This is a genomic window from Pelorhabdus sp. sgz311001 (assembly GCF_055901755.1).
In genome coordinates, this window is sequence record NZ_JBVXUT010000001.1 from 287,435 (window position 1) to 308,391 (window position 20,957).

The following is a 20,957-nucleotide window of genomic DNA, read 5'->3' on the forward strand; positions in this document are numbered from 1 at the left end:
GTGCGGTAGTCTTTTTTTTAGAATCCGCCGCTCCATTTAATTATTCTAGAAATTTTTATATGTTTAGTGTATGATAGCAATAAGAAAAAATCGAATTTTATCTATAGGAAATTCGATTCTTTTGTTAAGACTAGAGGATATTGTTCGTTATCCAAAGGTTTTTGCTTACTGCAAGCGAGAAAATATAGAAGTGCAGAAGCTTATGGATGTGGAGGGGATTGGATTGCTTATTGATCAAAAAAGTAATTTTGAAGAACAGTCGTTAGATTTTCATGAAATTGACGCCGGTTTTACGACGAAAGAGGCAATTGCGGAAGCAAAACGTTGTCTTAATTGTGCAAAACCGTTTTGTCGTACAGGCTGTCCGATTGAGAATGAAATTCCTAGTTTTATCGCAGAACTTGCTAAAGGGAATATTGGCGCTGCTAGTGAAGTGATTGCCAGACGCAGTAATCTTCCTGCTGTATGTGGGCGGGTATGTCCTCATGAAAAACAGTGCGAAGCTGCCTGTATATTAAATAAAAAGAACGCAGGTATTAAGATTGGCAAACTAGAACGTTTTATTGCTGATTTTGATGCAGAAATGGATATTAGTCCAATTCATAAAAAAATCGTTCATAAAGGGAAGGTTGCCGTAATTGGTTCGGGTCCTGCCGGATTAACCGTAGCAGGTGATTTGGCGAAGCTAGGTTTTACTGTAACTGTTTTTGAAGGGCAGAAAGAGCCTGGCGGTGTTTTGATGTATGGAATTCCTGAATTCCGTTTAAATAAAGAAGTTGTTCGTCGTGAAATTGCTCGAATTGAAAGATTGGGCGTTTCATTTGAAACAGGAATTTTAATCGGTCCTGATAAAACCGTTGATGAGCTTTTTGCTGACGGTTATGATGCTGTGTTTATGGGGACAGGAACTGCTTTGCCTAAAGAACTTCATATTCCTGGTAAAGATTTGCCTGGTGTTATTCAGGCGACGTATTTTCTTGGTATGGTTACATTAGCAAATGAAAAAGGGATTGACGGACAGGAAATTCCGGTACAAAAAGGAGATTCTGTTATTGTAATTGGCGCAGGCAATGTTGCTATGGATGCAGCTCGGACGGCACTTCGTGTTGGTGCAGCAAAAGTTACTCTAGTGTATCGGCGTACGCAAGATCAGATTACGGCGCTTCGTTCCGAATATGAGGAAGCGAAGGCTGAAGGCGTGGAGTTTTCTTGGCTGATGAGTCCAAAACAATATTTAGGTGATAAAGAGGTTACTGCTTTAGAATGTGAGCGCCAAGTTTTATTGGAAGATGGCTCCGTGAAGGGCAGTGGGCTTTTGGAGAAAATTAGTGCCAATAAAATTATTGTGGCAATTGGTCAAAGACCAGCGGCTCGCATTGTTTCAACAACAGAAGGGATCGAAGTTAATCCTGCTGGTTTTGTTATTACTCGGGAACGGCCTTATGGTATGACTACGCGACGCGGTGTTTTTGCTGGGGGCGACGTAGTTCATGAACCAGCAACGGTCGTGTTGGCTATGAAAGCGGCAAAACAAGTAGCGCAAGGTATTGCGCAATATGTAGAAGCAAAAAAACTTATGGAAGAATGCGGTTTGTAAACCGATAAAAATAAGACTAAATACCTAAAAAAACTTGACCTTTTCTAGCAAAATATGGTTTAATCAATATAGCAGGATTTGGTAACTAATTGATTAGTGACTTTTACCGAGCGGATATATGAAAAACTGCCTATGATTATTAGGCTAATGCTAGAGTTAGCACAAAAAAATCAGGCGTAAGCCTGGTTTTTTTTACTTCCTGGTGAGATTTTCATATAAGATTTACTCTGCTGTAATCATGTAGACGTTTACTATACTTTGCGGTACAAGAGAGGTCAAGAGATGGGCAGTCAGATTGAAAGCAGTAAAAAAGTTGAAATTAGTATGCGCTTATCGGAATTTGAAATGCCGCCAATGCAAGATGTTTTGGTTGTCGGCAAACGGGCGCCGATCGGTCCGGAAGCGGCACGGCGAATGGGGGATATTTTATCACCTGGTCAATATATAGTAAAAAAAATTGAACACCCATCAATTGAAGCAATGGTTGTTCGTAAGTCTTTGCTTGCTATGGTGCCGGAAGATCAGTTAATTTCTCTTATGATTGATGAAGTAGATGAAATGATTCATGAATCAATGATTGTAAGAGTTCAGATTAATGTGACCGTAATAGTAAAGAAGTTGATTGAATTATGATGCGCCAGTTATCGCATATTATGACAGTTAAATTTCCCTATGTAGATGCGTTAGCTGGATTAAGTCAGGTACAGGAATTTATGCTTTCGACTCAACTAGAAAGTCTCCCGGTCATTGAGAACGGTAAAATACTCGGTGTGATTGATTATTGGGATGTGTTGAAAACACATCCTAATCGGATTGCCGCTGATGCCATGTCTGATTATTTTAAAGAAGTTGTGCCTGGCACATTCGTATGGGAAGCAAAAGAGGCTATAGATAGCCACGGTATTAAGCTTTTCATTGTGAAACAGCAGGACCAGGTAGTGGGAATTGTTAGTCCAAGCCAAGTTGCGTTAGAAATCGGCAGGCAATTTGATGTGTTAACAGAGCTTTACAAAAAAGATTATATCTATTATCAAGCTGTTAAAGTCTTAAAAGAAAGACAATTGCTTTCTTTGATTTTTCTTGATGTTAATAATTTTGGTAAGATAGACAAACAGTATGGCCATATTGCTGGGGATCAGATTTTACGAGAGATCGGTCAGCTTTTAAAGGCTAAAATGTCAAAAGAAACCCATGTGTCGCGGTTTGGCGGTGATGAGTTTCTTATATTGACTCCCTACAAACTAGAGAAGACTCGTAGTTTTGCTGAAATATTATTGCGCGAAGTAAAAGAACATCGCTTTTACAAAGAGATTCCTGTTAGTTTTTCAGCGGGAATTGTAAAGGGAATATGTCATGGATTCATGAAAAATAGTGTTCCCGCGCTAGAACGGCTGATTAATTGTGCTAGCCTAGCGTCAACTCAGGCGAAAAAAGAGTCTATAGACTTAGTCGTCGCCAATCAAGTCGAATTAGGTTATTAATTTAGCAGATTTTTAAAATTTCGGCAATCATATCAGGATCGCTTTCATCAGTAGGAAAGGTGATATAATGAATTGCGGGATCATTTGCTGTCGGGAGAATTTCCGATAGCTTTTTTCTTGCTTTATTAATGACAACATTTGTTCCATCTTGTTTGGTAAAAGGTAAAATAAGTAAAAGGTTTTGCGGTGTGGCCAGCAGAACGGAATCATAAACACGCAGCGTATTTTTTAGTTGTTCCATAATAAAGCTTCCATTGGCAAGGTTTTCATTAAAACCGAGTGATACAAAGGAAACTTCAGTATGATCTCGTTTCGCTCGGTAAATGCTATTAAGAATTTCTTTTTGACTGCTTGCTTGCATTGGCGCGGCAACAAGCGAACCCATTACATTTTCGATACGATCAAGCAAATCTTCATCAGAGAAGGGTTTTCGAATGTAATGGGAAGCGCCGAGACAGAGTGATTTCTGAATGACAAGACGATTGGCGATCCCTGAAACCATAATAACAGGGATTTGCTGTTGCAAATTTAGACGATGCATTTCTTCTAGGGCTGCAATTCCGTCCATTCCTTTTAAGTTAATATCTAAAAGTAACAAATTGATATCGCGGAACCGCCAGCGCTGCGCGAAGAAATCTTCGGCATTATCTAGCTCATATACTTCCACTCCATATTCTTCAAGAATCCTTTTTACTTGCAGGCGAATGAACCTTGAGTCATCAATGACTAATATTTTTTTTCCCATGGCAAGCCTCCAACTCCTCTCATAAATCATTCATTAAATCATTCATTAAATCATAAAAACCAGGTTGATCAGATAAATACATGACGATTTATCGATGCAACCTGGCAATCATTGATAGACTTTAGCAAGCAGTACTATCTTTAGATCCAATGGTTTTGCGTCCTTGATTTTCATCAAGTTTGCCCAAAATTTGATTTTTATTTAGTTTATGAAAATGTTCTCTGTGTAGAGAAAAAAATCCTTTTTTGTAAAAAAAAACGCGTGAATTTCTTGTGAAATATTGTAAGTTTATAAGAAACGCTTACTGAAAATAATAAGACAAAGGAGGGATTTTTATGAACGATAAAGTACGCCATAAAGTGAAACGGCATTATAAGAAAATTGCCGCTGCACTTGGTGGAGCTTTTGTGCTCGCTGCTTCGGCAATGCACGGTTTAGGTGCTGTTGCTCAGCATCAGTCTGCAACACCACAAGTAGATCCACCAATTAATACGGCGGAAGTGCAGACTGCGAATCCCCTTAGTACGCAAGAACTTGTGCAAAATATTGCAACGCAGGATACCTTGGGAAAAGAAGCGATACATGTAACGGCAACTGCTTATGCCCCAGGACCGCATGATAATGATCAGTGGGGAAGTAAAACGCGGCTAGGTACAGAAATAAGGCCGGGTGTTATTGCAGTAGATCCTCGGATTATTCCGCTCGGTTCCCGCGTGATGATTCAATATCCTGACGGAAGTAAAGAGTATGCTGTAGCAGAAGATACGGGCGGTGCTATAAAAGGGAATCGTATAGATGTGGCTAAATGGACGGTGCGAGAGGCAAATCATTTTGGAATCAAGGCTGTTAAGGTATATGTCTTAAGTAAACCAGATCAGGTTACAACTGAAACAGGAGAACAAGTATGAAGGGCAGCTGTAAGAGGCTGCTCTTTTTTTACACAAAAGTGTTGAGTGCTATTGACTTATAGTACACTCTAAAGTATACAATAAAATTGGAATTTTCTATTACGAATAAGGGGTGAGTCGATTATGCTTTACAGACAATATGGCAAAACAAAGGAACAAGTATCAATCTTAGGGTTTGGTTGTATGCGTCTACCTGTTATGGATGGCGATGCGACAAAAATTGATGAAAAGCAGGCGATTCCGATGATTCGCCAAGCCATTGACGCTGGCGTGAATTATATTGATACAGCCTATCCTTATCATGGAACAGGAATGCAAAGCGGCGGGGCTAGCGAACCCTTTGTGGCTAAGGTGTTAAAAGACGGCTATCGGGAAAAAGTAAAGCTTGCGACAAAATTGCCAAGCTGGCTCATTAAGACAAGAGCTGATATGGATCGTTACTTAGACGAGCAACTCCAGCGGTTGGAAACCGATTATATTGATTTTTATCTTGTACATAGCCTTGGATCTCATACCTGGTCTGCATTGACGAAAATCGGTATTGCTGATTTTCTCGACCAGGCTAAAAAAGATGGTAAGATTAAACATGTCGGTTTTTCCTTTCATGATCGGATCGGGTTATTCAAAGAAATAGTGGATTATTATGACTGGGAGTTTTGCCAGATTCAATATAACTACCTTGATGAAGACTATCAGGCCGGAACGGAAGGTTTGCATTATGCAGCGTCGAAAGGTCTTGGCATTGCCATTATGGAACCATTACGTGGCGGAAAGCTAGCGAATCTGCCTAATCAAGCGCTAGATTTGCTAAAAGAAAGCGGCACCCAGCGCACCCCAGCGCAATGGGCCTTACGCTGGGTCTGGAACCATCCTGAAGTTTCTGTTGTTTTAAGTGGTATGTCAATGATGGAACAAGTGACTGAGAACTTAGAAACGGCAAACGAAGGTCTACCCAATTCTCTTACAACAACGGAACTGGCAGCTCTTAATAAAGTAAACGCACTGTTTAAAGAGCGGATGAAAGTGAACTGTACAGCTTGTGCTTACTGTATGCCCTGTCCTAGCGGCGTGAATATACCAGGATGTTTTAGCCTCTATAATGATTACTCTGTATTTGGCGAAGGGGAAGCTTCTAAGGCTCGTTATCAGTTCCTTTATGGTTTCCGTATTGGGGAAGCGGCGCAGGCGAATCGTTGTGTCGAATGCGGTAAATGTGAAGATCACTGTCCTCAGGGGATTGCCATTCGTAAAGAGTTAAAGGCTGTAGAAGCTGTGTTAAGATAACCTTGTAAAATAACAAGAAGCCAGATTGCAATGTTCATATTGCAGTCTGGCTTCTTTGTTTATGAAAAGAGTTATTGATTGCCAACAAGTGGAACTGTCATACTGCCTAAGGGCATCAAGGTAATACTTGGAGTCGGCCCTAGCTTTTTATAGGCTAGTTGGAGGGCTTCTTCTATGGTAGCTGCTGGGGTAAAGAGCAATAGTTCAGCTAATTCTGGCGTCATAGAAGAAACAAGAATAAATTGTGCTTTTTTCATTAGGCGGGTTACGGCATAAGCTTTATGGGCCCCAATTTGAAAATCTTTCCTTATGGCAGCTTCTACCTCTTCCGGACTGCGATAAAGCTCCATGGCTTTTTCATAGGTAGGCGATCCGGAGCCCTCACGGCACTCGCCGAGGATAATGATAACGCCGCCGTCACGGACGGCGCACCAAGCGTTATCCATGGTTTTTTGTAATTGATAGACATTAATATCTTTCGGATAACCGCCGCAGGAAGCAATGACAAGATCGGCTTCTTTTTCAACCTTGGCGCCGTTCACTTCGTTGACAAATTCACAGGCTTTATTGTGAGCTTCAATGTAATCACCAGCAAAGATTTTTAGAAATTCCTTTTTTTCACTGAGAACGACATTGATTAAGAAGGTAGGGCGGCACATTTCCGCGCCTTCAACTTGGTCGTGATATATAGGATTTCCTTCTAGTTTGCCGATCACGGCATTGGTATCAAGCATCATACTGTGATTTTTTCGAACTGTTTCATAGTAGGAAACACCAGGAAGCATGGCTTTGCGGCCACCGCCAAACCCAGAAAAGAAATGATGAACCACACTGCCTGTACAGACAATATGATCAGCTTCTACAACTTTCTTATTGAAGTATACAGGCGTGCCGTAAGACGTATCGCCAAAGTACGTAAACTGATCTTTGTCTTTGCAGTCGCTATTGTACATTTTAACTCGTTTAGCCACAGCAGGGCCGACTTCTTGAGCCATTTCCGCTTCGGTCATGAGACGATGGGTACCAAGAGCAAAAACAATCCACATATCTTTATCAGGAATTCCTACTTGATTTAGCTCATCTAATAATAACGGCATAAAAATGTGGCTGTTTGCCACACGAGTCGTATCATTTACAATAAATACAACAGTTTCGCCTGGCTTTACAAGTTCCCTCAGTGGTTTTGATCCGATGGGATTTCGAATCGCTGTCAAAATAGCAGCTTCCGGATCGGCTAAAACCGGAAAATCTTTAAGATGTAATTCAGCAATCACTTTTTCTGCATCAATGGAAAAAGAAACCTTTTCTTTACCATATTTATATGTATATTCTTTTTGCATAAGCGCCTCCTATGATTTTACTAAGCTTATTATATTTTATAGTAGATTATATTTTTGTAAAATTCCAATAGCAATAATTCATGAACTCATACATAAGGAGTATATGTTATAATGATGCATAGCTGCTATGAAACCATAAGAATTGATAGCTTTTCTGAAACAACGATTTATTATAGGGGGCCTTTGATTTGTCATGGAGTTACGACAACTTGAGTATTTTTGCATGGTTGCGAAATTGAGCAGTTTTACGCGGGCTGCTGAACAACTGCATATTGCCCAACCGTCTGTAACGAGGGCGATTCGAAATTTAGAGGAAGAGCTTGGCATTCAACTTTTTGATCGTAACAAAAAGAAGATTGCCTTGACGAATGAAGGAGAAGTAATTTTTAATCGAATTGAGAAGATTTTAAAAGAATTGCAGCAAGCTTTTCAAGAGGCGAAAGATTATCGCAATTTGTTAAAAGGAACCGTGAAAATCGGCGTTCCACCCATGATTGAAGCCTATTTATTTCCTGATATCTTTACTCAATTTACGGCGAACTATCCCCAACTTCGGCTAATCGCATCCGAAGAAGGATCTTCCTTGGAGGCGGTTGCTAAAATAGAAAATGAGGAGTTAGATTTAGCAATTATTATTCTGCTTGATCAGTCGCCGACATTAAATACTCTGGAAATTACGCGAGAGGAGTTCGTACTTTGCACTCATCCGGACCATCCGCTGTGTCACGAAACGGCGCCTGTTCCTTTTTCTAAATTGCGCAATGAGTCTTTTATTTTACTGAAAGAACGTTCTTATCAGCGGGAAGTTGTTACCAATCGTTGTCTTAGACACAGCTTTATGCCCGATGTGGTTTTTTCCTCCAGTCAGATCAAAACAATTAAAGGTCTTGTCGCCAAAGGGGCTGGGATTTCTTTTCTTATGAATATGGTTGTTCGCGATGATCCTAAAATTGCTGTAGTTCCACTAGTAGAGCCAATTCAATTTTCTGTTGGCTTAGCATGGAAGAAGGAAAAATACCTATCTCATGCATCCTTGGCTTTTGTGAACTTTATTGAAAAACTTTATAATCTTTCAGAATAATATTGGAAGAATATTTCTAGGCTTTAAATTGCAAGAATAAAAAGTCGTAATTTATAGTAAGGAATATCGTAGGGAACATTGACAAAAGTATTTTTGTCTTGCTAAAATAAACTCTATTGACTCTCGTATAATTTTGGGAATAGGGCCCAGAAGTCTCTACCGGCGACCGTAAATCGCCTGTCTACGGGTGAGAAAGTAAACTTCGGGTTTTATGAAAAAGTCCGACGGGTATGATCGCTCACTTTACGTATGCGAAAGTTCCTGTTTGGGCTTTTTCTTTTTGTGTTACCCCAAAAATCAAGGAGGCTATCATGGAATTATTGCAACAAAAAATCCAGACAGACGGACAGGTTCTAAATGATTCGCTGCTAAAGGTTGATTCCTTTTTAAATCATCAACTCGATCCGCAGTTAATGTATGAAATGGGTAAGGAATTTGCAAAACGCTTTGCCGGGGAAGGGATTACTAAGATTCTTACGATTGAATCGTCCGGTATTGCTGTAGCTATTATGGCCGGGCTGGCCATGAACGTGCCTGTCTTATTTGCCAGAAAGAAAAAGTCGGTTGTAACGACTGGTAATTTGTATTGTACCAAGGTCTATTCGTTTACGAAGAAAGAAAGTAATGATGTGATTGTGGATAAGCAATTCTTACAGGCAGAAGATAAAGTTTTGATAATTGATGATTTTTTGGCAAATGGGGAAGCTGCTTTAGGTCTTATTAATATTGTGAAGCAAGCAGGCGCTGCGGTAATTGGTGTGGGTATCGTGATTGAGAAGTCCTTTCAGCCAGGAGCGGATAAGCTTAAAACGGCGGGGTTCCGCGTGGAATCATTGGCGAGAATTCAATCTTTTCAAAATGGACAAGTTCAATTTTTATAACAAAAAGGAGCTAAGCAGAATTTATTATGAATCAATATAATGGAAAGAGCTTATTGTTGGGAGCCCAGCATGTACTAGCTATGTACGCTGGTGCGATTATTGTTCCGCTCATTGTCGGCAGCGCCTTAAAACTGACTGCTTGGCAGATGAGTTATATTATTGCCGCCGATTTGTTGACATCAGGCCTTGCGACGTTATTGCAAGCTAGACAAAACGCCTTATTTGGTATTGGCCTGCCTGTTGTCCTTGGCTGTACCTTTACAGCTGTTTTTCCTATGATTACCATTGGAAATCAATACGGTCTTCCGGCTTTGTATGGTTCGATTATTTGTTCTGGATTCTTTGTTGTTTTAATTGCGAAGTATTTTTCAAAACTCGTAAAATTTTTTCCGCCGGTCGTTACTGGTTCGGTTGTTACGATTATTGGCGTTACCTTGGTACCTGTAGCTATTAATAATATGGCTGGCGGCGTAGGTAGCCCTGATTTCGGCTCGCTAGCTAACTTTGCTTTGGCCTTTACCGTTCTTCTATTTATTATTCTCGTCAATCGTTTTACTACCGGCTTTATTCGTTCTATTTCCGTATTGCTTGGTTTGATTTTTGGTACGGTTCTCGCCGGTTTATTTGGTACAGTTTCCTTAAATAGCGTCGCAGAAGCTTCTTGGTTTCATATGGTGATGCCCTTAACTTTTGGTATGCCTGTATTTGAACCAGCTGCTGTCTTGACAATGATTATTGTGGCGATTGTCAGTATGATTGAGTCTACTGGCGTGTTCATGGCTTTAGGGGAAATTTGTAAACGTGATTTAACGCAAGATGACTTAACACGTGGTTATCGGGCTGAGGGCCTTGCTGTTATGCTTGGTGGTTTTTTCAATTCCTTTCCTTATACTACTTTTTCGCAAAATGTCGGTCTTGTACAGCTATCCAATTCCAAAACGGCAAATGTGACAGTCATTGCCGGCGTTATGTTGATGCTCCTTGGTTTTATTCCTAAATTTGCCGCTTTAGCCATGATTATTCCTAATGCGGTGCTTGGCGGCGCTATGGTTGCCATGTTTGGCATTGTTGTAGCTTCAGGCATTAAGATGCTCAGCAAAATTGATTTCTCCAGTAATGAGAACTTATTGATTATTGCTTGTTCGGTCGCACTAGGGTTGGGCGTTACGGTAGTGCCTAATTTATTTGCTAAATTCCCGCCCCTGTTAAAGCTGTTTTTAGAGAACGGTATCGTAACAGGTGCGTTGACTGCTGTTATTTTAAATATCATTTTAAATATGACACCGAAAAAGGCTGTACCTGTTGCTAAAACAACTCATAGCTGATTTTTCTAATGTGACACAAAATTCTAATGTAGCACAAAAACTCTCCCGCGTTAATTTTAGCGAAGGGAGAGTTTTTCATGTCTTTATTAGCGTAAGGTATGATAGAATAATGCTACAGTTATAGAAAATGAGTTGCAGGTGATATATATTATGAAAATTAAAAATCCGCAATGGCTACAGGTCAGCGAAATAGAGAAAGCGCCTTATGGTTTTAGCCAATATTGGTACAGTACGGATTTTAAACGAACGCGAGGCTGCGGCCCGCGGGCGGCTGCGATGCAGCTTGCCTACGTAAGCAGACGAGAACAAGACGATACTTTTTTGTGTGATAATACAGTTGCAGCGTCTCAGTTGCTTATGGAGAAAGTTTGGGATTTTATTACGCCTGGTCGTTTTCTGGGGTTAAATAGTACGGAAAAATTTTGTAGTGGCATGTCCGTTCTTTTACGATATTATCATTTGCCATGGCAGTGTCAGCGATTGAGTGTTCCGCTTCTATCTTTTCAGCGGCCTGATTTAGACGAGGTAATTGCCTTTATTGAAGCAGGACTTGCACTCGATTGTCCTGTAGCTTTTTTGAATTTGCAGCGAGGACAAGCTATAACGATGGACAGCTGGCATTGGACGATTCTGGTAGCTCTGGAAAAGAATTCCCAAACGAATCAATATCAAGCGACTTGTTATGATAATGGCCGTTCGATCACTTTTGATTTAGGGCTGTGGCTCAAGACAACTAAATTAGGCGGCGGCTTTGTTTACTTAACAACCGATTTATTTTCAGCGCCCCATTGAGACATGAGCTCTAGAATGGGGATGAGTGTTTCGCCTTTACTTGTCAGTTTATATTCTACTTTGGGCGGAATCTGCGGATATTCTTTGCGGCTAATGAGGTTTTCTTCTTCCAATTCTTTTAGCTGTAGGCTTAGCATTTTGTGAGTAATCGGCGGGATGCTGCGTTTAATTTCACCATACCGCTGTACGCCATTTTGAAAGAGTTTATAGAGAAGCAGCCATTTCCACTTACTGCCGAGAATAGACAAGGTATAAGTAATGGAGCAATCGCACATTTCTTTCGACCATTTTTTCATAGTACTCTCCTTTATGATAGTATCTATCTTTAAAGTGCATACTTTTCATTTTTTCTCTTTGCTATACAATTATAGCAGGGTTTGTTAGGAAATAGAAGGAAGGATTGATGCACGATGAAAAAAGTGATTGTTATCAATGGAAGTCCGCGTAAGCAGGGAAATACGGCTATGCTGTTAGAAAAGGCTATTAGCGGTGTTCAGTCAGCCGGTGCTGAGGCTGAATTGATTCATTTATATGATTTGCAATTTACCGGCTGTAAAAGCTGTTTTGCCTGCAAGCGTATTGGCAGTAAAAGTTATGGGAAATGTGCTGTTCGTGACGATTTGCAGCCGCTGCTCAATAAAATAGAGCAGGCTGATGCATTACTGCTCGGTTCACCAATTTATTTGGGGACGGCCACAGGAGAAATGCGTTCTTTTCTCGAACGACTTATTTTTCCCTATTATGTCTATGATGAAGCGGGAACCTCATTATTTCCTAAAAAGATATCGGTTGGTTTCATTTATACGATGAATGTTCCAGAATCATTTATTACCGAATGGGGTTATGATCATTATTTTTCTCTTACAGAAAATATGCTTGCTCATGTATTTGGCAAGGCCAAATCATTGTATGTGACAGATACGTATCAGTTCTCCGATTATTCCCAGTATGTAGCTACTCGCTTTAATGCCAGTGAAAAGGCGAAGCGACGTCGTGAAGTATTTCCGTTGGACTGTGAAAAGGCGTTTCAATTAGGAAAACAAGTTATAGCCGGAGGCGAGGACCTTGATTAAAGTCAATAGGGAACTGTGTACGAAGTGTGGTCTTTGCGCGAGCATTTGTCCGGCAAAAGTATTAAGCTTGCCGAAACAGGATGGCCCTATTGCAGTCAGAGGCGAATTTTGTAACCATTGTGGTCATTGTGTAGCGGTATGTCCCCAGGGAGCGCTTGATCATGCGATGGCGCCATTAGCTAAGCAAAGCGAGATCAACCCTTCTTTAGCAATTTCATCAGAGCAGGCGGCTTCTTTTCTGCGGTCGCGCCGTTCTACCCGCTGCTATAAACAAGAACCTGTTGCCAGAGAACTTGTAATGAAACTGCTCGATATGGCCCGGCTTGCGCCAACAGCAAGTAATAGCCAAAACATAGCTTATCTGGTTATTGAACAACGTGAAGTGTTAAACAAGGCAGTTGAAGTAATTGTACAGTGGATGGAGGAGCAGGTTAAAACCGGTCTTTTCCATAAAAGCTTTCCACTTCATATTTCAGCTTGGCGCGAACGACAGGAAGATACGATCTTACGCCAGGCGCCACAGATTATCCTTGCTACAGCGCCGCAAGAGTTTGCCAAAGGCCGGGAAAATACAATTTCTGCTTTTTCCTACTTGGAGCTTTTTGCACCCGCTCTCGGGCTTGGCTCTTGCTGGGCGGGAATTCTTGAAATGTGTCTTTTCGCTGACTACGATCCTTTGCTTGCTTTATTTTCAATTCCGGCAGGACAAAGAGCTACTGGCGCCGTAATGATTGGCTATCCACGCTATAAATTTAAACGGCTGCCTGACAGAGATCCATTAAAAGTGAATTTTCTCTAAATCTGGTTTTATAAAGTATCGCGAATTGATCTAACGGAGTGATTTTGTGTTACTAGATATGTTAACTTGGCTATGCTATGGCTTTCTCTATTTTGCCGTGCTTGCTTTGTGGTTGCCGCCTGTGAGGATTTTACAGCGAAAAGTTAACTTGTGGCCGATCTTTACCAGCGGCGCTATTTTATTCGGCCTAGCGAGTCAGCAAATTGATTTGGCGGCTGTAGCGCCAATTGCTATTCTAGGATACAGTCTGTATCTGTTTTACCAGAACGGCATTTCTCCAGGCAAGAAATTTGTGACGGGGCTTTGCATTATAAGCCTCGCCTTTCTTTTAGGCGCTCATAAAATTCCTTATTTCCATAATCTTAATGTGCTATCCAATATACAGATTAGTCAAGACGGCATTCCGTTTACCATGTATTTAAACTTTGACAAGGCGCTTGTTGGCTTGCTCCTACTTGGTTTTGGTCATAGGCTGATTGCAAGCAAAACGCAATGGGCTTCGCTGTGGCAAGCAATTAAAGTTAGGTGCCTGTTATTTGTTGGTATGTTAGTGCTTCTTGCCGTGGCTTTTGGTGAAGTCCATTTTGATCCTAAATTGCCTGATCGTTTTCTCCTATGGCTTTTTACGAATCTATGTTTTGTCTGTGTCCCCGAAGAAGCCTTCTTTCGCGGTTTTTTGCAAAAACAACTCGGTGAACTTTGGCAAGGCTTTGCTTGGGGCGGTTATGCTGCACTTATTGTTACGGCCTGCTTATTTGGTTTTGCTCATTATGCCGGCGGCATTGCTTACAGTATATGGGGAACCATCGCGGGATTAGGTTACGGCTGGATTTATGAGCGGACTAAACGAATTGAGGCCGCTATATTGTTGCATTTTATGTTGAATGTAACTCATTTTTTATTCTTTACCTATCCGGCATTAGCTTGACAGAGATGAGAGGGAGTGACTTTAGTGAATTTAACGCGATCAGCCTGGCTGTTTGTGCTTAGCGCTGCTGCTATTTTAGCCATTACTATGGGGGCTAGGCAGACAGCAGGATTGTTTGTAGCGCCAATCCATGATGCGACAGGGCTTGGGATTGTAGCAATTAGTTTTTCTTTAGCAATAGGACAGTTTGTCTGGGGGTTAGCTCAGCCAATTTTCGGTGCTATAGCTGATAAGCGCGGCCCCCATGGCGTTCTGGTGGCTGGAGCGTTGATTCTTGCTGGCGGCTTAGTATTGACTCCCTTCGCACAATCAGAAAGTATGCTCATTTTGGCTATGGGGATTTTGAGCGCCGCTGGCGCTGGAGCAGGCAGTTTTTCCATTTTGATTGGCGCGACTTCGCATCAACTCTTACCAGAGCAGCGTTCTTTTGCCGGGGGCTTTATTAATGCAGGCGGATCGCTTGGCCAATTTATTTTTGCTCCTTTGTTGCAGGCCATCATTCATGGAGTTAGCTGGATTGCCGCGTTATTTACTATGGCCGGATTCACGCTGCTTACTATTCCGCTGGCTGCGTTGTTTCGTCAAAAGCCAGTGGCGCATTCAAAAGAGGCGATTCACAATACTAGTGAGGGAATTTGGCAGCAGATTAGGATTGCTTTTGCGGATCGGAGCTATTGGTGTCTTCATGCCGGATTTTTTACCTGCGGTTTTCATATTGCCTTTTTAGTGACGCATTTACCAGGCGAAGTCGCGTTGTGTGGTCATTCCGCGACTGTATCAGCAGCGGCTTTGGCAATTATTGGATTAGCTAATGTTGGCGGTAGCTTAGCTGCTGGTTCACTGGGGATGCGTTATAAAATGAAGTACATTTTAGCTGTCATGTATGGAAGTCGGGCCTTGATGATTATGGCTTACTTATTAGCTCCCAAGACCGAGGTGACTTTTTATATTTTTGCTGCCTTCTTAGGATTTACCTGGCTAGCAACGGTGCCGCCAACGGCAGGGCTTGTAGGAAAACTTTTTGGCACAAGATATTTGGCTACTTTGTTTGGTCTTACTTTGCTAAGCCATCAAATCGGCGGCTTTCTTGGCGCTTGGCTTGGCGGACTTGCTATGGCTCATGATGGCAATTATTTGTGGGTATGGTATGTTGATATGTTCTTGGCCTCGTTAGCTGCAATTGTTAATTTTCCAATTCGAGAAAAATAAAAAAATCTATGCCATTGAAACATAACAAGATTTAAATGGGTAAATACTATATTTAGGCTTCCTAAAAATATTTATGGAGGTGTTTTCTATGTCTCATAAAGGCGGCGTTATGTCAGAGGAAACAAAGTATAAATTAGCCCATGATCTTGGCTTTGGCGAAAAAGTGGAAGATAATGACTGGAGCGATGTGACAACAGGCGAAGTTGGTTCTATGGTTAGAGAAGCAATTAAGCGCGGCAGTGCGGCTGTAGAGAAAGAAGCGCAAGCAGAGAACGGTGCAGCCCATCAAAATGCAAAATAAACAGGAAAAGGCTTGAAGTTCTATTTTGGACTTCAGGCCTTTTTGTTGCAGGATATGCTGCTGGTGCTGCCTTTGTTAAGGTACCATAATATCTATTGGTTGTATATTTTTAGCCATCATGAGTACTGGTATGACAGCGAATATAGCAATAACGGACATAATAGCATAAATCCAAATTACACCAAGTGATGAAGCGATAAAGCCAAAAAGCAGAGGAGAAATTATATTCGTAGTTCCACGACAAAAGGTACTAATTGCAAAAATGTCGTCATATTTGTCTTTTCCTTTAACTGGTTCTGTAATGATAGTTTGGATAACTGGAATTGTCCCTTTTGTTACAATGCCAAGCAAAAGCGATGCTCCAAGAATGATAAAAAGTTGCTGGCCTATAACAAGAATCACCAGGAGTATCGCCATAATAACTTCTGATATAACAAATACTTTCCGTGTGCCGAATATATCAACCATTCTTCCACATGCTATTTTTCCAAGGAAGCAGCCAAATGTAAAGGCAAGAGCAAAAGTTCCAAGAATTTTTGGATCCATACTTTTCGCAAAGAGTAGAAAAGGTAAAAATGTAAATATCTGGTCACTTCCAAATGCATCAAGTATATTTGCGCTTATTGGTAGCGCATATTCGGGATTGCGTAAAAGTGAGAAGGTAGGTAAATGGCTTTTTGTTTCTACTGCTGGCGAATTATTTTGATTGATTTTTTCTTTTATGTTGAAGGAGGAAACAGATATATATACTGAAAATAACAAAACTCCCAGGCCATAGGTTAAACAGACAATTCGCCACCCTGGAAACTCCAATATAGGGCAAGCGGCAATAAAAGCCGCTAGTGAAGCAAAAGGAATCCTACCAATATCACCGATCGCAGTGAAGTTACCCATAATCTTTCCAAGCGATTGTCTTTCAGAGTTTAATGTAAGATACGAAAAAGCAACATTATGAAATATACCATATCCTGCAATTGCTATGGTAAAGCAAAATCCTGCAAGATAGATATTTGGGGTAAAGGCATTAGTAAGAAATCCAAAGCCGTATAATAACATTATTATGATTAAGGTGCGCAACACCCCGAATTGTTGGGAAAAGAATTTCGTAGATAATCCGGCAAGAGTACTTACCATAATTGCAAGCGAGAAAATGATACCAGCATCTTTTTCGCTAGATCCAAAAGAGATAATCATAAATGAAAGGAGTACTGGTACACTAGCAAATAGGCCATCAATAATTATATGAAACGTATTAAGCAGGCATTGTTGTTTCAGCATATTCGGTCAACCCCCTAAGTTTAGATTCTTTCGTATATTGCGTTTTGCTAGCAAATCCATTATAGCTCTAAAAAATTCTAGTAACAATTGTGTTATACTCATACTGTACCGATACAGTTAGGGGCTGAATGTGTGAGAAAAGCATATGAGCGGATTGTCGAAGACATGGAATCATTTATACAAGAAGGCAGATTTATGCAGTGCAAAAGATTACCGTCTATACGGGAATTATGCGCCACGTACCAATGTAGCAAAAACACCGCAGTGAAAGCGTATGATATTTTAAAGAGTAAACATTTAATCTATTCTGTTCCCCAGAGTGGATGTTATGTTGTGGAGAACCGCCTAAAGACAGAACAGACCAATACTGCAATAATCGACTTTTCTAGAGGAAATCCGTTGTTTGGTAATAACTATATCCCTGACCTAAAGCATTGTCTCGACCGGGCGGTTGATATATGCAATACAAATAGCTTTGCGGGGCATAAGCTCTATGGCGTTCCTTCTCTAAGAAATTTATTGCCCAAATACCTAGCTGATTTTCAAGTATTCACAACTACCGATAATATTTTTGTTAATCTGGGCGTTCAGCAAGTCCTTAACATTTTAAACCAAATGCCATTTCCAAATAATAAAGACACTATCTTGATTGAGCAACCTACATTTAGGTATTATAATAGCTTTTTGAAAATGAGTGGTACCAAAATTCTTGGCATACCACGAGATAAAGCAGGAATTGATATAGACTTTCTGGAGGCTCTTTTTAAAAAAGAAAAGATCAAATTTTTTTATACAGTGCCGAGCAGTCACAATCCGTTAGGTACTTGTTACCCTAAGGAGCAACGAAAAGCTATTGCACGACTAGCGGAAAAATATGATGTATATATTGTAGAGGATGATTATTTTGGCGATATTATATTTGGCAACTATGGAGATCCCATATACGCCTACGGTGATCATAAACATCATATCTACTTGAGAAGCTTCATTAAAATAATACCCTGGATTAGAATTGGTATAACCGTTATTCCATCGCATCTGTTGCCTGTATTTACTGAACATGTACGGTACTCATATTACCATTCTTATTTCTCACCATCGCTGGTGTCACAATCTACTTTGGAGATCTATATACGCAGCAATTTGCTTAAAAAGCATAGTGGTTCCGTTAAAAATGAATTGTCGTCAAAGCTTGAATGTCTTAAGATGCATTTTGTAGATGCAGCAAAGTTTGGGGGGGAATGGGTAGGCGGCGAGAGTGGTTTTTATAGCTATCTGAAATTGCCTAAACATATTAATGAAACCCAATTTGTAGAAAACTTAAAGAGAAGACAGGGCATTCTAGTTACTCCAGGAATTGATTGTTTTGTTAACAGTCATTATTATGAAAAGGGAATAAGAATTAGCGTGGCACGCACGACCGTAGCAGATATTCATAAAGGAATTTCCAAAATTTACACTGAACTTGAGAGGATACCTTTGAAATAAAAAGGGATTATAGATGTCGAAATACTGAATAAGATATGAATAGCATATTGTTTCCCGGATAACATATTGATGCAATAATTAATAAACCTGAAGCTTATATTTGGCTTCAGGTTTATTAATGGAAATCATGGACTATTTAAAAGGATAATAGCCCTATGAATCTATGAATCTATGAATCTATGAATCTATGAATCTATGAAGGCATGAGGACAGGAATATTGCTAAATAAAGATGTCATTGAAGCGATGAAAATGAAGAGCTATTAGGATAGATTCCAGGCGCGAGATAATAATGCAATGCCTTTCTCCAATTCATCAGGGCTCATGTTTCCAAATCCAAGCATGATTCTTGGTGCATGAGCCTTGTTTTTCTGGAAAATACTAGGAAGGGGCAATAAACGGACATTCTTCTCTTCTGCACGGCGTATAAGTTCTTGTTCATCTAAAGAACAATCAACTAATTCTAAAACGATATGCAGTCCAGCTCCTTGTTCAAGAATATGGGCGTGATTCCCGAAATGACAATCAACAGATTGGACAAGGGCATCGTGCTTTTTTTTATACTTTGTACGCATTTTTCTCAAATGTTTTTCTAAATATCCTTGTTGCATAAATCGTAATAACGTTCGTTGTTCTAATAATGAGACGGTTGCGGCATATTTGCCAAATAACTTGTTATAAGTACTTAAGAGCTGGTGCGGCAAGACCATATAACTTACTCTAAGGGCAGGCGATAAAATTTTGGAAAAAGTACCTATATATACGATTTTTCCTTCTGGATGCAGGCCTTGCAGTGCCGGAATTGGTTTTCCGTGGTAGCGCAATTCGCTATCATAATCATCTTCGATAATTACGCCTCCGACAGTTTCTGCCCAATGAATTAACTTTAGGCGATTTTCCACAGGCATAATGTAACCTAATGGGAACTGGTGGGATGGAGTAACATAGACAAGCGTGCTATTGGTGCTTTTTAGATAGTCTAGATTTATGCCATCAGAATTTACTGGAATAGAACGAATCGAATAAGAATGGTTTTTAAACACTGATCTAGGAATCCAATGTCCAGGATCTTCAACCGCCAATACCGAGTGATCAGATTTTAATATTTGGGCAAGGCTGGACATGCTATCTTGTATTCCACAGCAGATAATGATTTGCTCAGGAGCGCAAGAAACGCCGCGAAAACGCTCTAGATACTGTTGGATTTCCCGGCGTAACTCAATTTCTCCGCAGGGATCACTGTATAAGGCAAATTGCTTGGGATCTTCCTGCAGGCAATCTGTTAGCTGTTTACGCCAAAGTTTAATGGGAAAACTATCTGATGAGAGAAGCGCTGGATGAAAGTCAAACAAATATGTTTTTTTATCGGCTTGGTGTACAGGGGATGCTATCTTTAGGGGATGGGAATGGGAGAATTCTTGTTCTAGTAGAGAAATATAGTATCCACTCTGGGGTTTACTATAGATAAATCCCTCGATACATAATTGTTCATAAACATACTCTACAGTATTGCGGCTTATCGATAGCTCTTGTGATAAATTTCTAACAGAGGGAAGTCTGGTTGCTGGAGTCAGTTTTCCAGATAAAATTTGATTTTTAATCTGATTATAGAGTTTAACATGTAAGGGACGACGATCATTGCTATCTAATATAAACATCAATTTTCACCTATCAATCATCGTAATTTAGAATAGCTAAACTGCTGCTAGCTATAGGAAGAAGGTAATGTCATATGCAGAATTGCCCCTGTTAAATTTCGAAAAACTGTCTCTATTATTGGGGTCAATTGTATTTTATAATAATACCTATCAGATAATCAATTAGATTTGTAAAAAGAAAGGATGTTATTATTATGCTCAACGAAAAATTATTGGAGATTCTTTCACATCCTGTCGATAGCGCGGTTTCGATTGTAACTAGCGGCGATGATGGTCCTCATTTAGTGAATACTTGGAATAGCTATATCGAAGTAACGCAAAATGATAAGCTGCTTATTCCGGTTGCTGGTTTTGTTAAAACCGAAAAAAATCTTGCAATCCACAACGAAGCAATTCTTTCGATTGCCTGCCGGGAAGTAATGGGGTATAAAAACAAAGGAACAGGTTGTATCGTCAAGGGAAGTACTCGCTTTATAAAATCCGGTGAAGACTTTGATCGTATGAAGGCAAAATTCTCTTGGATTCGTGCGGTCATGGAAGTAACGGTGATAGCTGCAAAACAAATGCTCTAATAATGTTCATAGAACATATTTCAGAGAGCGTTAATTTTACGACAAATTCGAGGACGGTTCTATAGTCAAGGAATCGATAAAGCGTGGCAATGAAATTGCCAAAAAAGAAATAAAAGCAGAAAATGGTGCAGCCCATCAAAATATGAGATAATAAAAAGTGCTCCAAAGTTTATTTTCAGTAGACTTTAGGGCACTTTTTGTTGTGTAATATAACGTGG

General features: G+C 40.2%; 21 protein-coding genes and 2 riboswitches. Of the genes, 16 read left to right on the plus strand and 5 right to left on the minus strand.

Translation table 11 applies throughout. From position 1 onward, the window contains the following. Positions 1–223: 223 nt before the first annotated feature. The 3 genes from AC0MXB_RS01500 to AC0MXB_RS01510 all read left to right on the plus strand — a co-directional run bounded on the left by AC0MXB_RS01500 (position 224) and on the right by AC0MXB_RS01510 (position 3,078). The gene (locus tag AC0MXB_RS01500; RefSeq protein ID WP_474038724.1) at positions 224–1,597 is read left to right on the plus strand and encodes an NAD(P)-dependent oxidoreductase; all 1,374 of its coding nucleotides are present in this window, start codon (positions 224–226) and stop codon (positions 1,595–1,597) included. A gap of 282 nt (positions 1,598–1,879) precedes the next feature. Further along, on the plus strand, positions 1,880–2,230 hold the full coding sequence (locus AC0MXB_RS01505) for a hypothetical protein (protein WP_474037717.1): 351 nt from the start codon (positions 1,880–1,882) through the stop codon (positions 2,228–2,230). Beyond that, positions 2,227–3,078 (plus strand): diguanylate cyclase domain-containing protein, encoded by an 852-nt coding sequence (locus AC0MXB_RS01510; RefSeq protein ID WP_474037719.1) that lies wholly within the window; start codon positions 2,227–2,229, stop codon positions 3,076–3,078. The genes AC0MXB_RS01505 and AC0MXB_RS01510 overlap by 4 nt, the downstream gene beginning before the upstream one ends. Position 3,079: 1 nt before the next feature. Here AC0MXB_RS01510 and AC0MXB_RS01515 read toward each other — a convergent pair whose 3' ends face one another. Next, the gene (locus AC0MXB_RS01515) at positions 3,080–3,823 is read right to left on the minus strand and encodes a response regulator (RefSeq protein WP_474037721.1); all 744 of its coding nucleotides are present in this window, start codon (positions 3,821–3,823) and stop codon (positions 3,080–3,082) included. A gap of 92 nt (positions 3,824–3,915) precedes the next feature. After that, positions 3,916–4,017, minus strand: a riboswitch (cyclic di-GMP riboswitch). Positions 4,018–4,158: 141 nt separating this feature from the next. On the opposite strand from AC0MXB_RS01515, the gene AC0MXB_RS01520 reads away from it, so the two are divergent. Both AC0MXB_RS01520 and AC0MXB_RS01525 read left to right on the plus strand, forming a co-directional pair. After that, positions 4,159–4,731 carry a 3D domain-containing protein gene (locus AC0MXB_RS01520; RefSeq protein WP_474037723.1) on the plus strand — a complete coding sequence of 191 codons (573 nt, stop codon included), beginning with the start codon at positions 4,159–4,161 and terminating at the stop codon, positions 4,729–4,731. 123 nt (positions 4,732–4,854) lie between these two features. After that, positions 4,855–6,015: an aldo/keto reductase gene (locus AC0MXB_RS01525; RefSeq protein ID WP_474037725.1), complete on the plus strand. Its 1,161-nt coding sequence runs from the start codon at positions 4,855–4,857 to the stop codon at positions 6,013–6,015. A gap of 71 nt (positions 6,016–6,086) precedes the next feature. Here AC0MXB_RS01525 and AC0MXB_RS01530 read toward each other — a convergent pair whose 3' ends face one another. Beyond that, entirely contained in the window at positions 6,087–7,355 is a 1,269-nt protein-coding gene (locus tag AC0MXB_RS01530) for a nickel-dependent lactate racemase family protein (RefSeq protein ID WP_474037726.1), read from the minus strand. 193 nt (positions 7,356–7,548) lie between these two features. Between AC0MXB_RS01530 and AC0MXB_RS01535 the strand changes: the two genes are divergently transcribed. The 4 genes from AC0MXB_RS01535 (at position 7,549) to AC0MXB_RS01550 (ending at position 11,434) form a co-directional block, all read left to right on the plus strand. Beyond that, on the plus strand, positions 7,549–8,436 hold the full coding sequence (locus tag AC0MXB_RS01535; protein ID WP_474037728.1) for a LysR family transcriptional regulator: 888 nt from the start codon (positions 7,549–7,551) through the stop codon (positions 8,434–8,436). Positions 8,437–8,539: 103 nt separating this feature from the next. Next, a riboswitch (purine riboswitch) is annotated at positions 8,540–8,640 on the plus strand. A 107-nt stretch (positions 8,641–8,747) separates the two neighbouring features. After that, entirely contained in the window at positions 8,748–9,317 is a 570-nt protein-coding gene (locus AC0MXB_RS01540) for a xanthine phosphoribosyltransferase (protein WP_474037730.1), read from the plus strand. Positions 9,318–9,343: 26 nt separating this feature from the next. Beyond that, complete coding sequence (locus AC0MXB_RS01545; RefSeq protein WP_474037731.1) at positions 9,344–10,642, plus strand: nucleobase:cation symporter-2 family protein; 1,299 nt, start codon at positions 9,344–9,346, stop codon at positions 10,640–10,642. Between the two features lie 150 nt (positions 10,643–10,792). Further along, a complete protein-coding gene (locus AC0MXB_RS01550; protein ID WP_474037733.1) occupies positions 10,793–11,434 on the plus strand; it encodes a hypothetical protein in 642 nt (213 codons plus the stop codon). On the opposite strand, the gene AC0MXB_RS01555 is transcribed toward AC0MXB_RS01550, so the two are convergent. After that, positions 11,398–11,730 (minus strand): winged helix-turn-helix transcriptional regulator, encoded by a 333-nt coding sequence (locus AC0MXB_RS01555; RefSeq protein ID WP_474037734.1) that lies wholly within the window; start codon positions 11,728–11,730, stop codon positions 11,398–11,400. The genes AC0MXB_RS01550 and AC0MXB_RS01555 overlap by 37 nt on opposite strands. A gap of 114 nt (positions 11,731–11,844) precedes the next feature. Between AC0MXB_RS01555 and AC0MXB_RS01560 the strand changes: the two genes are divergently transcribed. The 5 genes from AC0MXB_RS01560 (at position 11,845) to AC0MXB_RS01580 (ending at position 15,744) form a co-directional block, all read left to right on the plus strand. Continuing rightward, entirely contained in the window at positions 11,845–12,507 is a 663-nt protein-coding gene (locus AC0MXB_RS01560; protein ID WP_474037735.1) for a flavodoxin family protein, read from the plus strand. Continuing rightward, entirely contained in the window at positions 12,500–13,306 is an 807-nt protein-coding gene (locus AC0MXB_RS01565) for a nitroreductase family protein (protein WP_474037737.1), read from the plus strand. Before AC0MXB_RS01560 ends, AC0MXB_RS01565 begins: the two co-directional genes overlap by 8 nt. A 46-nt stretch (positions 13,307–13,352) precedes the next feature. Continuing rightward, positions 13,353–14,234, plus strand: a complete 882-nt coding sequence (locus AC0MXB_RS01570; protein WP_474037739.1) for a lysostaphin resistance A-like protein — start codon at positions 13,353–13,355, stop codon at positions 14,232–14,234. Between the two features lie 24 nt (positions 14,235–14,258). Continuing rightward, positions 14,259–15,443, plus strand: a complete 1,185-nt coding sequence (locus AC0MXB_RS01575) for an MFS transporter (protein WP_474037741.1) — start codon at positions 14,259–14,261, stop codon at positions 15,441–15,443. Positions 15,444–15,531: 88 nt separating this feature from the next. Next, the gene (locus AC0MXB_RS01580) at positions 15,532–15,744 is read left to right on the plus strand and encodes a small, acid-soluble spore protein, alpha/beta type (protein ID WP_474037743.1); all 213 of its coding nucleotides are present in this window, start codon (positions 15,532–15,534) and stop codon (positions 15,742–15,744) included. 75 nt (positions 15,745–15,819) lie between these two features. On the opposite strand, the gene AC0MXB_RS01585 is transcribed toward AC0MXB_RS01580, so the two are convergent. Next, the gene (locus AC0MXB_RS01585; protein ID WP_474037744.1) at positions 15,820–17,022 is read right to left on the minus strand and encodes an MFS transporter; all 1,203 of its coding nucleotides are present in this window, start codon (positions 17,020–17,022) and stop codon (positions 15,820–15,822) included. A 132-nt stretch (positions 17,023–17,154) separates the two neighbouring features. Between AC0MXB_RS01585 and AC0MXB_RS01590 the strand changes: the two genes are divergently transcribed. Beyond that, positions 17,155–18,510, plus strand: coding sequence for an aminotransferase-like domain-containing protein (locus AC0MXB_RS01590; protein ID WP_474037745.1), 1,356 nt, complete (start codon positions 17,155–17,157; stop codon positions 18,508–18,510). A 262-nt stretch (positions 18,511–18,772) separates the two neighbouring features. Here the strand turns inward: AC0MXB_RS01590 and pdxR are convergent, their stop codons facing one another. Beyond that, the gene (gene pdxR, locus AC0MXB_RS01595) at positions 18,773–20,167 is read right to left on the minus strand and encodes a MocR-like pyridoxine biosynthesis transcription factor PdxR (protein ID WP_474037747.1); all 1,395 of its coding nucleotides are present in this window, start codon (positions 20,165–20,167) and stop codon (positions 18,773–18,775) included. A gap of 194 nt (positions 20,168–20,361) precedes the next feature. Here pdxR and AC0MXB_RS01600 point away from each other — a divergent pair, with 194 nt between their 5' ends. Then, positions 20,362–20,739 carry an FMN-binding protein gene (locus AC0MXB_RS01600; protein WP_474037748.1) on the plus strand — a complete coding sequence of 126 codons (378 nt, stop codon included), beginning with the start codon at positions 20,362–20,364 and terminating at the stop codon, positions 20,737–20,739. Positions 20,740–20,957 lie beyond the last annotated feature (218 nt).

Bases quoted from the DNA above. Each gene is read 5' to 3' on its own strand.
- AC0MXB_RS01505 (WP_474037717.1), top strand. From the start codon at position 1,880: ATGGGCAGTCAGATTGAAAGCAGTAAAAAAGTTGAAATTAGTATGCGC.
- AC0MXB_RS01510 (WP_474037719.1), top strand. From the start codon at position 2,227: ATGATGCGCCAGTTATCGCATATTATGACAGTTAAATTTCCCTATGTA.
- AC0MXB_RS01515 (WP_474037721.1), bottom strand. From the start codon at position 3,823: ATGGGAAAAAAAATATTAGTCATTGATGACTCAAGGTTCATTCGCCTG.
- AC0MXB_RS01520 (WP_474037723.1), top strand. From the start codon at position 4,159: ATGAACGATAAAGTACGCCATAAAGTGAAACGGCATTATAAGAAAATT.
- AC0MXB_RS01525 (WP_474037725.1), top strand. From the start codon at position 4,855: ATGCTTTACAGACAATATGGCAAAACAAAGGAACAAGTATCAATCTTA.
- AC0MXB_RS01530 (WP_474037726.1), bottom strand. From the start codon at position 7,355: ATGCAAAAAGAATATACATATAAATATGGTAAAGAAAAGGTTTCTTTT.
- AC0MXB_RS01535 (WP_474037728.1), top strand. From the start codon at position 7,549: ATGGAGTTACGACAACTTGAGTATTTTTGCATGGTTGCGAAATTGAGC.
- AC0MXB_RS01540 (WP_474037730.1), top strand. From the start codon at position 8,748: ATGGAATTATTGCAACAAAAAATCCAGACAGACGGACAGGTTCTAAAT.
- AC0MXB_RS01545 (WP_474037731.1), top strand. From the start codon at position 9,344: ATGAATCAATATAATGGAAAGAGCTTATTGTTGGGAGCCCAGCATGTA.
- AC0MXB_RS01550 (WP_474037733.1), top strand. From the start codon at position 10,793: ATGAAAATTAAAAATCCGCAATGGCTACAGGTCAGCGAAATAGAGAAA.
- AC0MXB_RS01555 (WP_474037734.1), bottom strand. From the start codon at position 11,730: ATGAAAAAATGGTCGAAAGAAATGTGCGATTGCTCCATTACTTATACC.
- AC0MXB_RS01560 (WP_474037735.1), top strand. From the start codon at position 11,845: ATGAAAAAAGTGATTGTTATCAATGGAAGTCCGCGTAAGCAGGGAAAT.
- AC0MXB_RS01580 (WP_474037743.1), top strand. From the start codon at position 15,532: ATGTCTCATAAAGGCGGCGTTATGTCAGAGGAAACAAAGTATAAATTA.
- AC0MXB_RS01585 (WP_474037744.1), bottom strand. From the start codon at position 17,022: ATGCTGAAACAACAATGCCTGCTTAATACGTTTCATATAATTATTGAT.
- pdxR (WP_474037747.1), bottom strand. From the start codon at position 20,167: ATGTTTATATTAGATAGCAATGATCGTCGTCCCTTACATGTTAAACTC.
- AC0MXB_RS01600 (WP_474037748.1), top strand. From the start codon at position 20,362: ATGCTCAACGAAAAATTATTGGAGATTCTTTCACATCCTGTCGATAGC.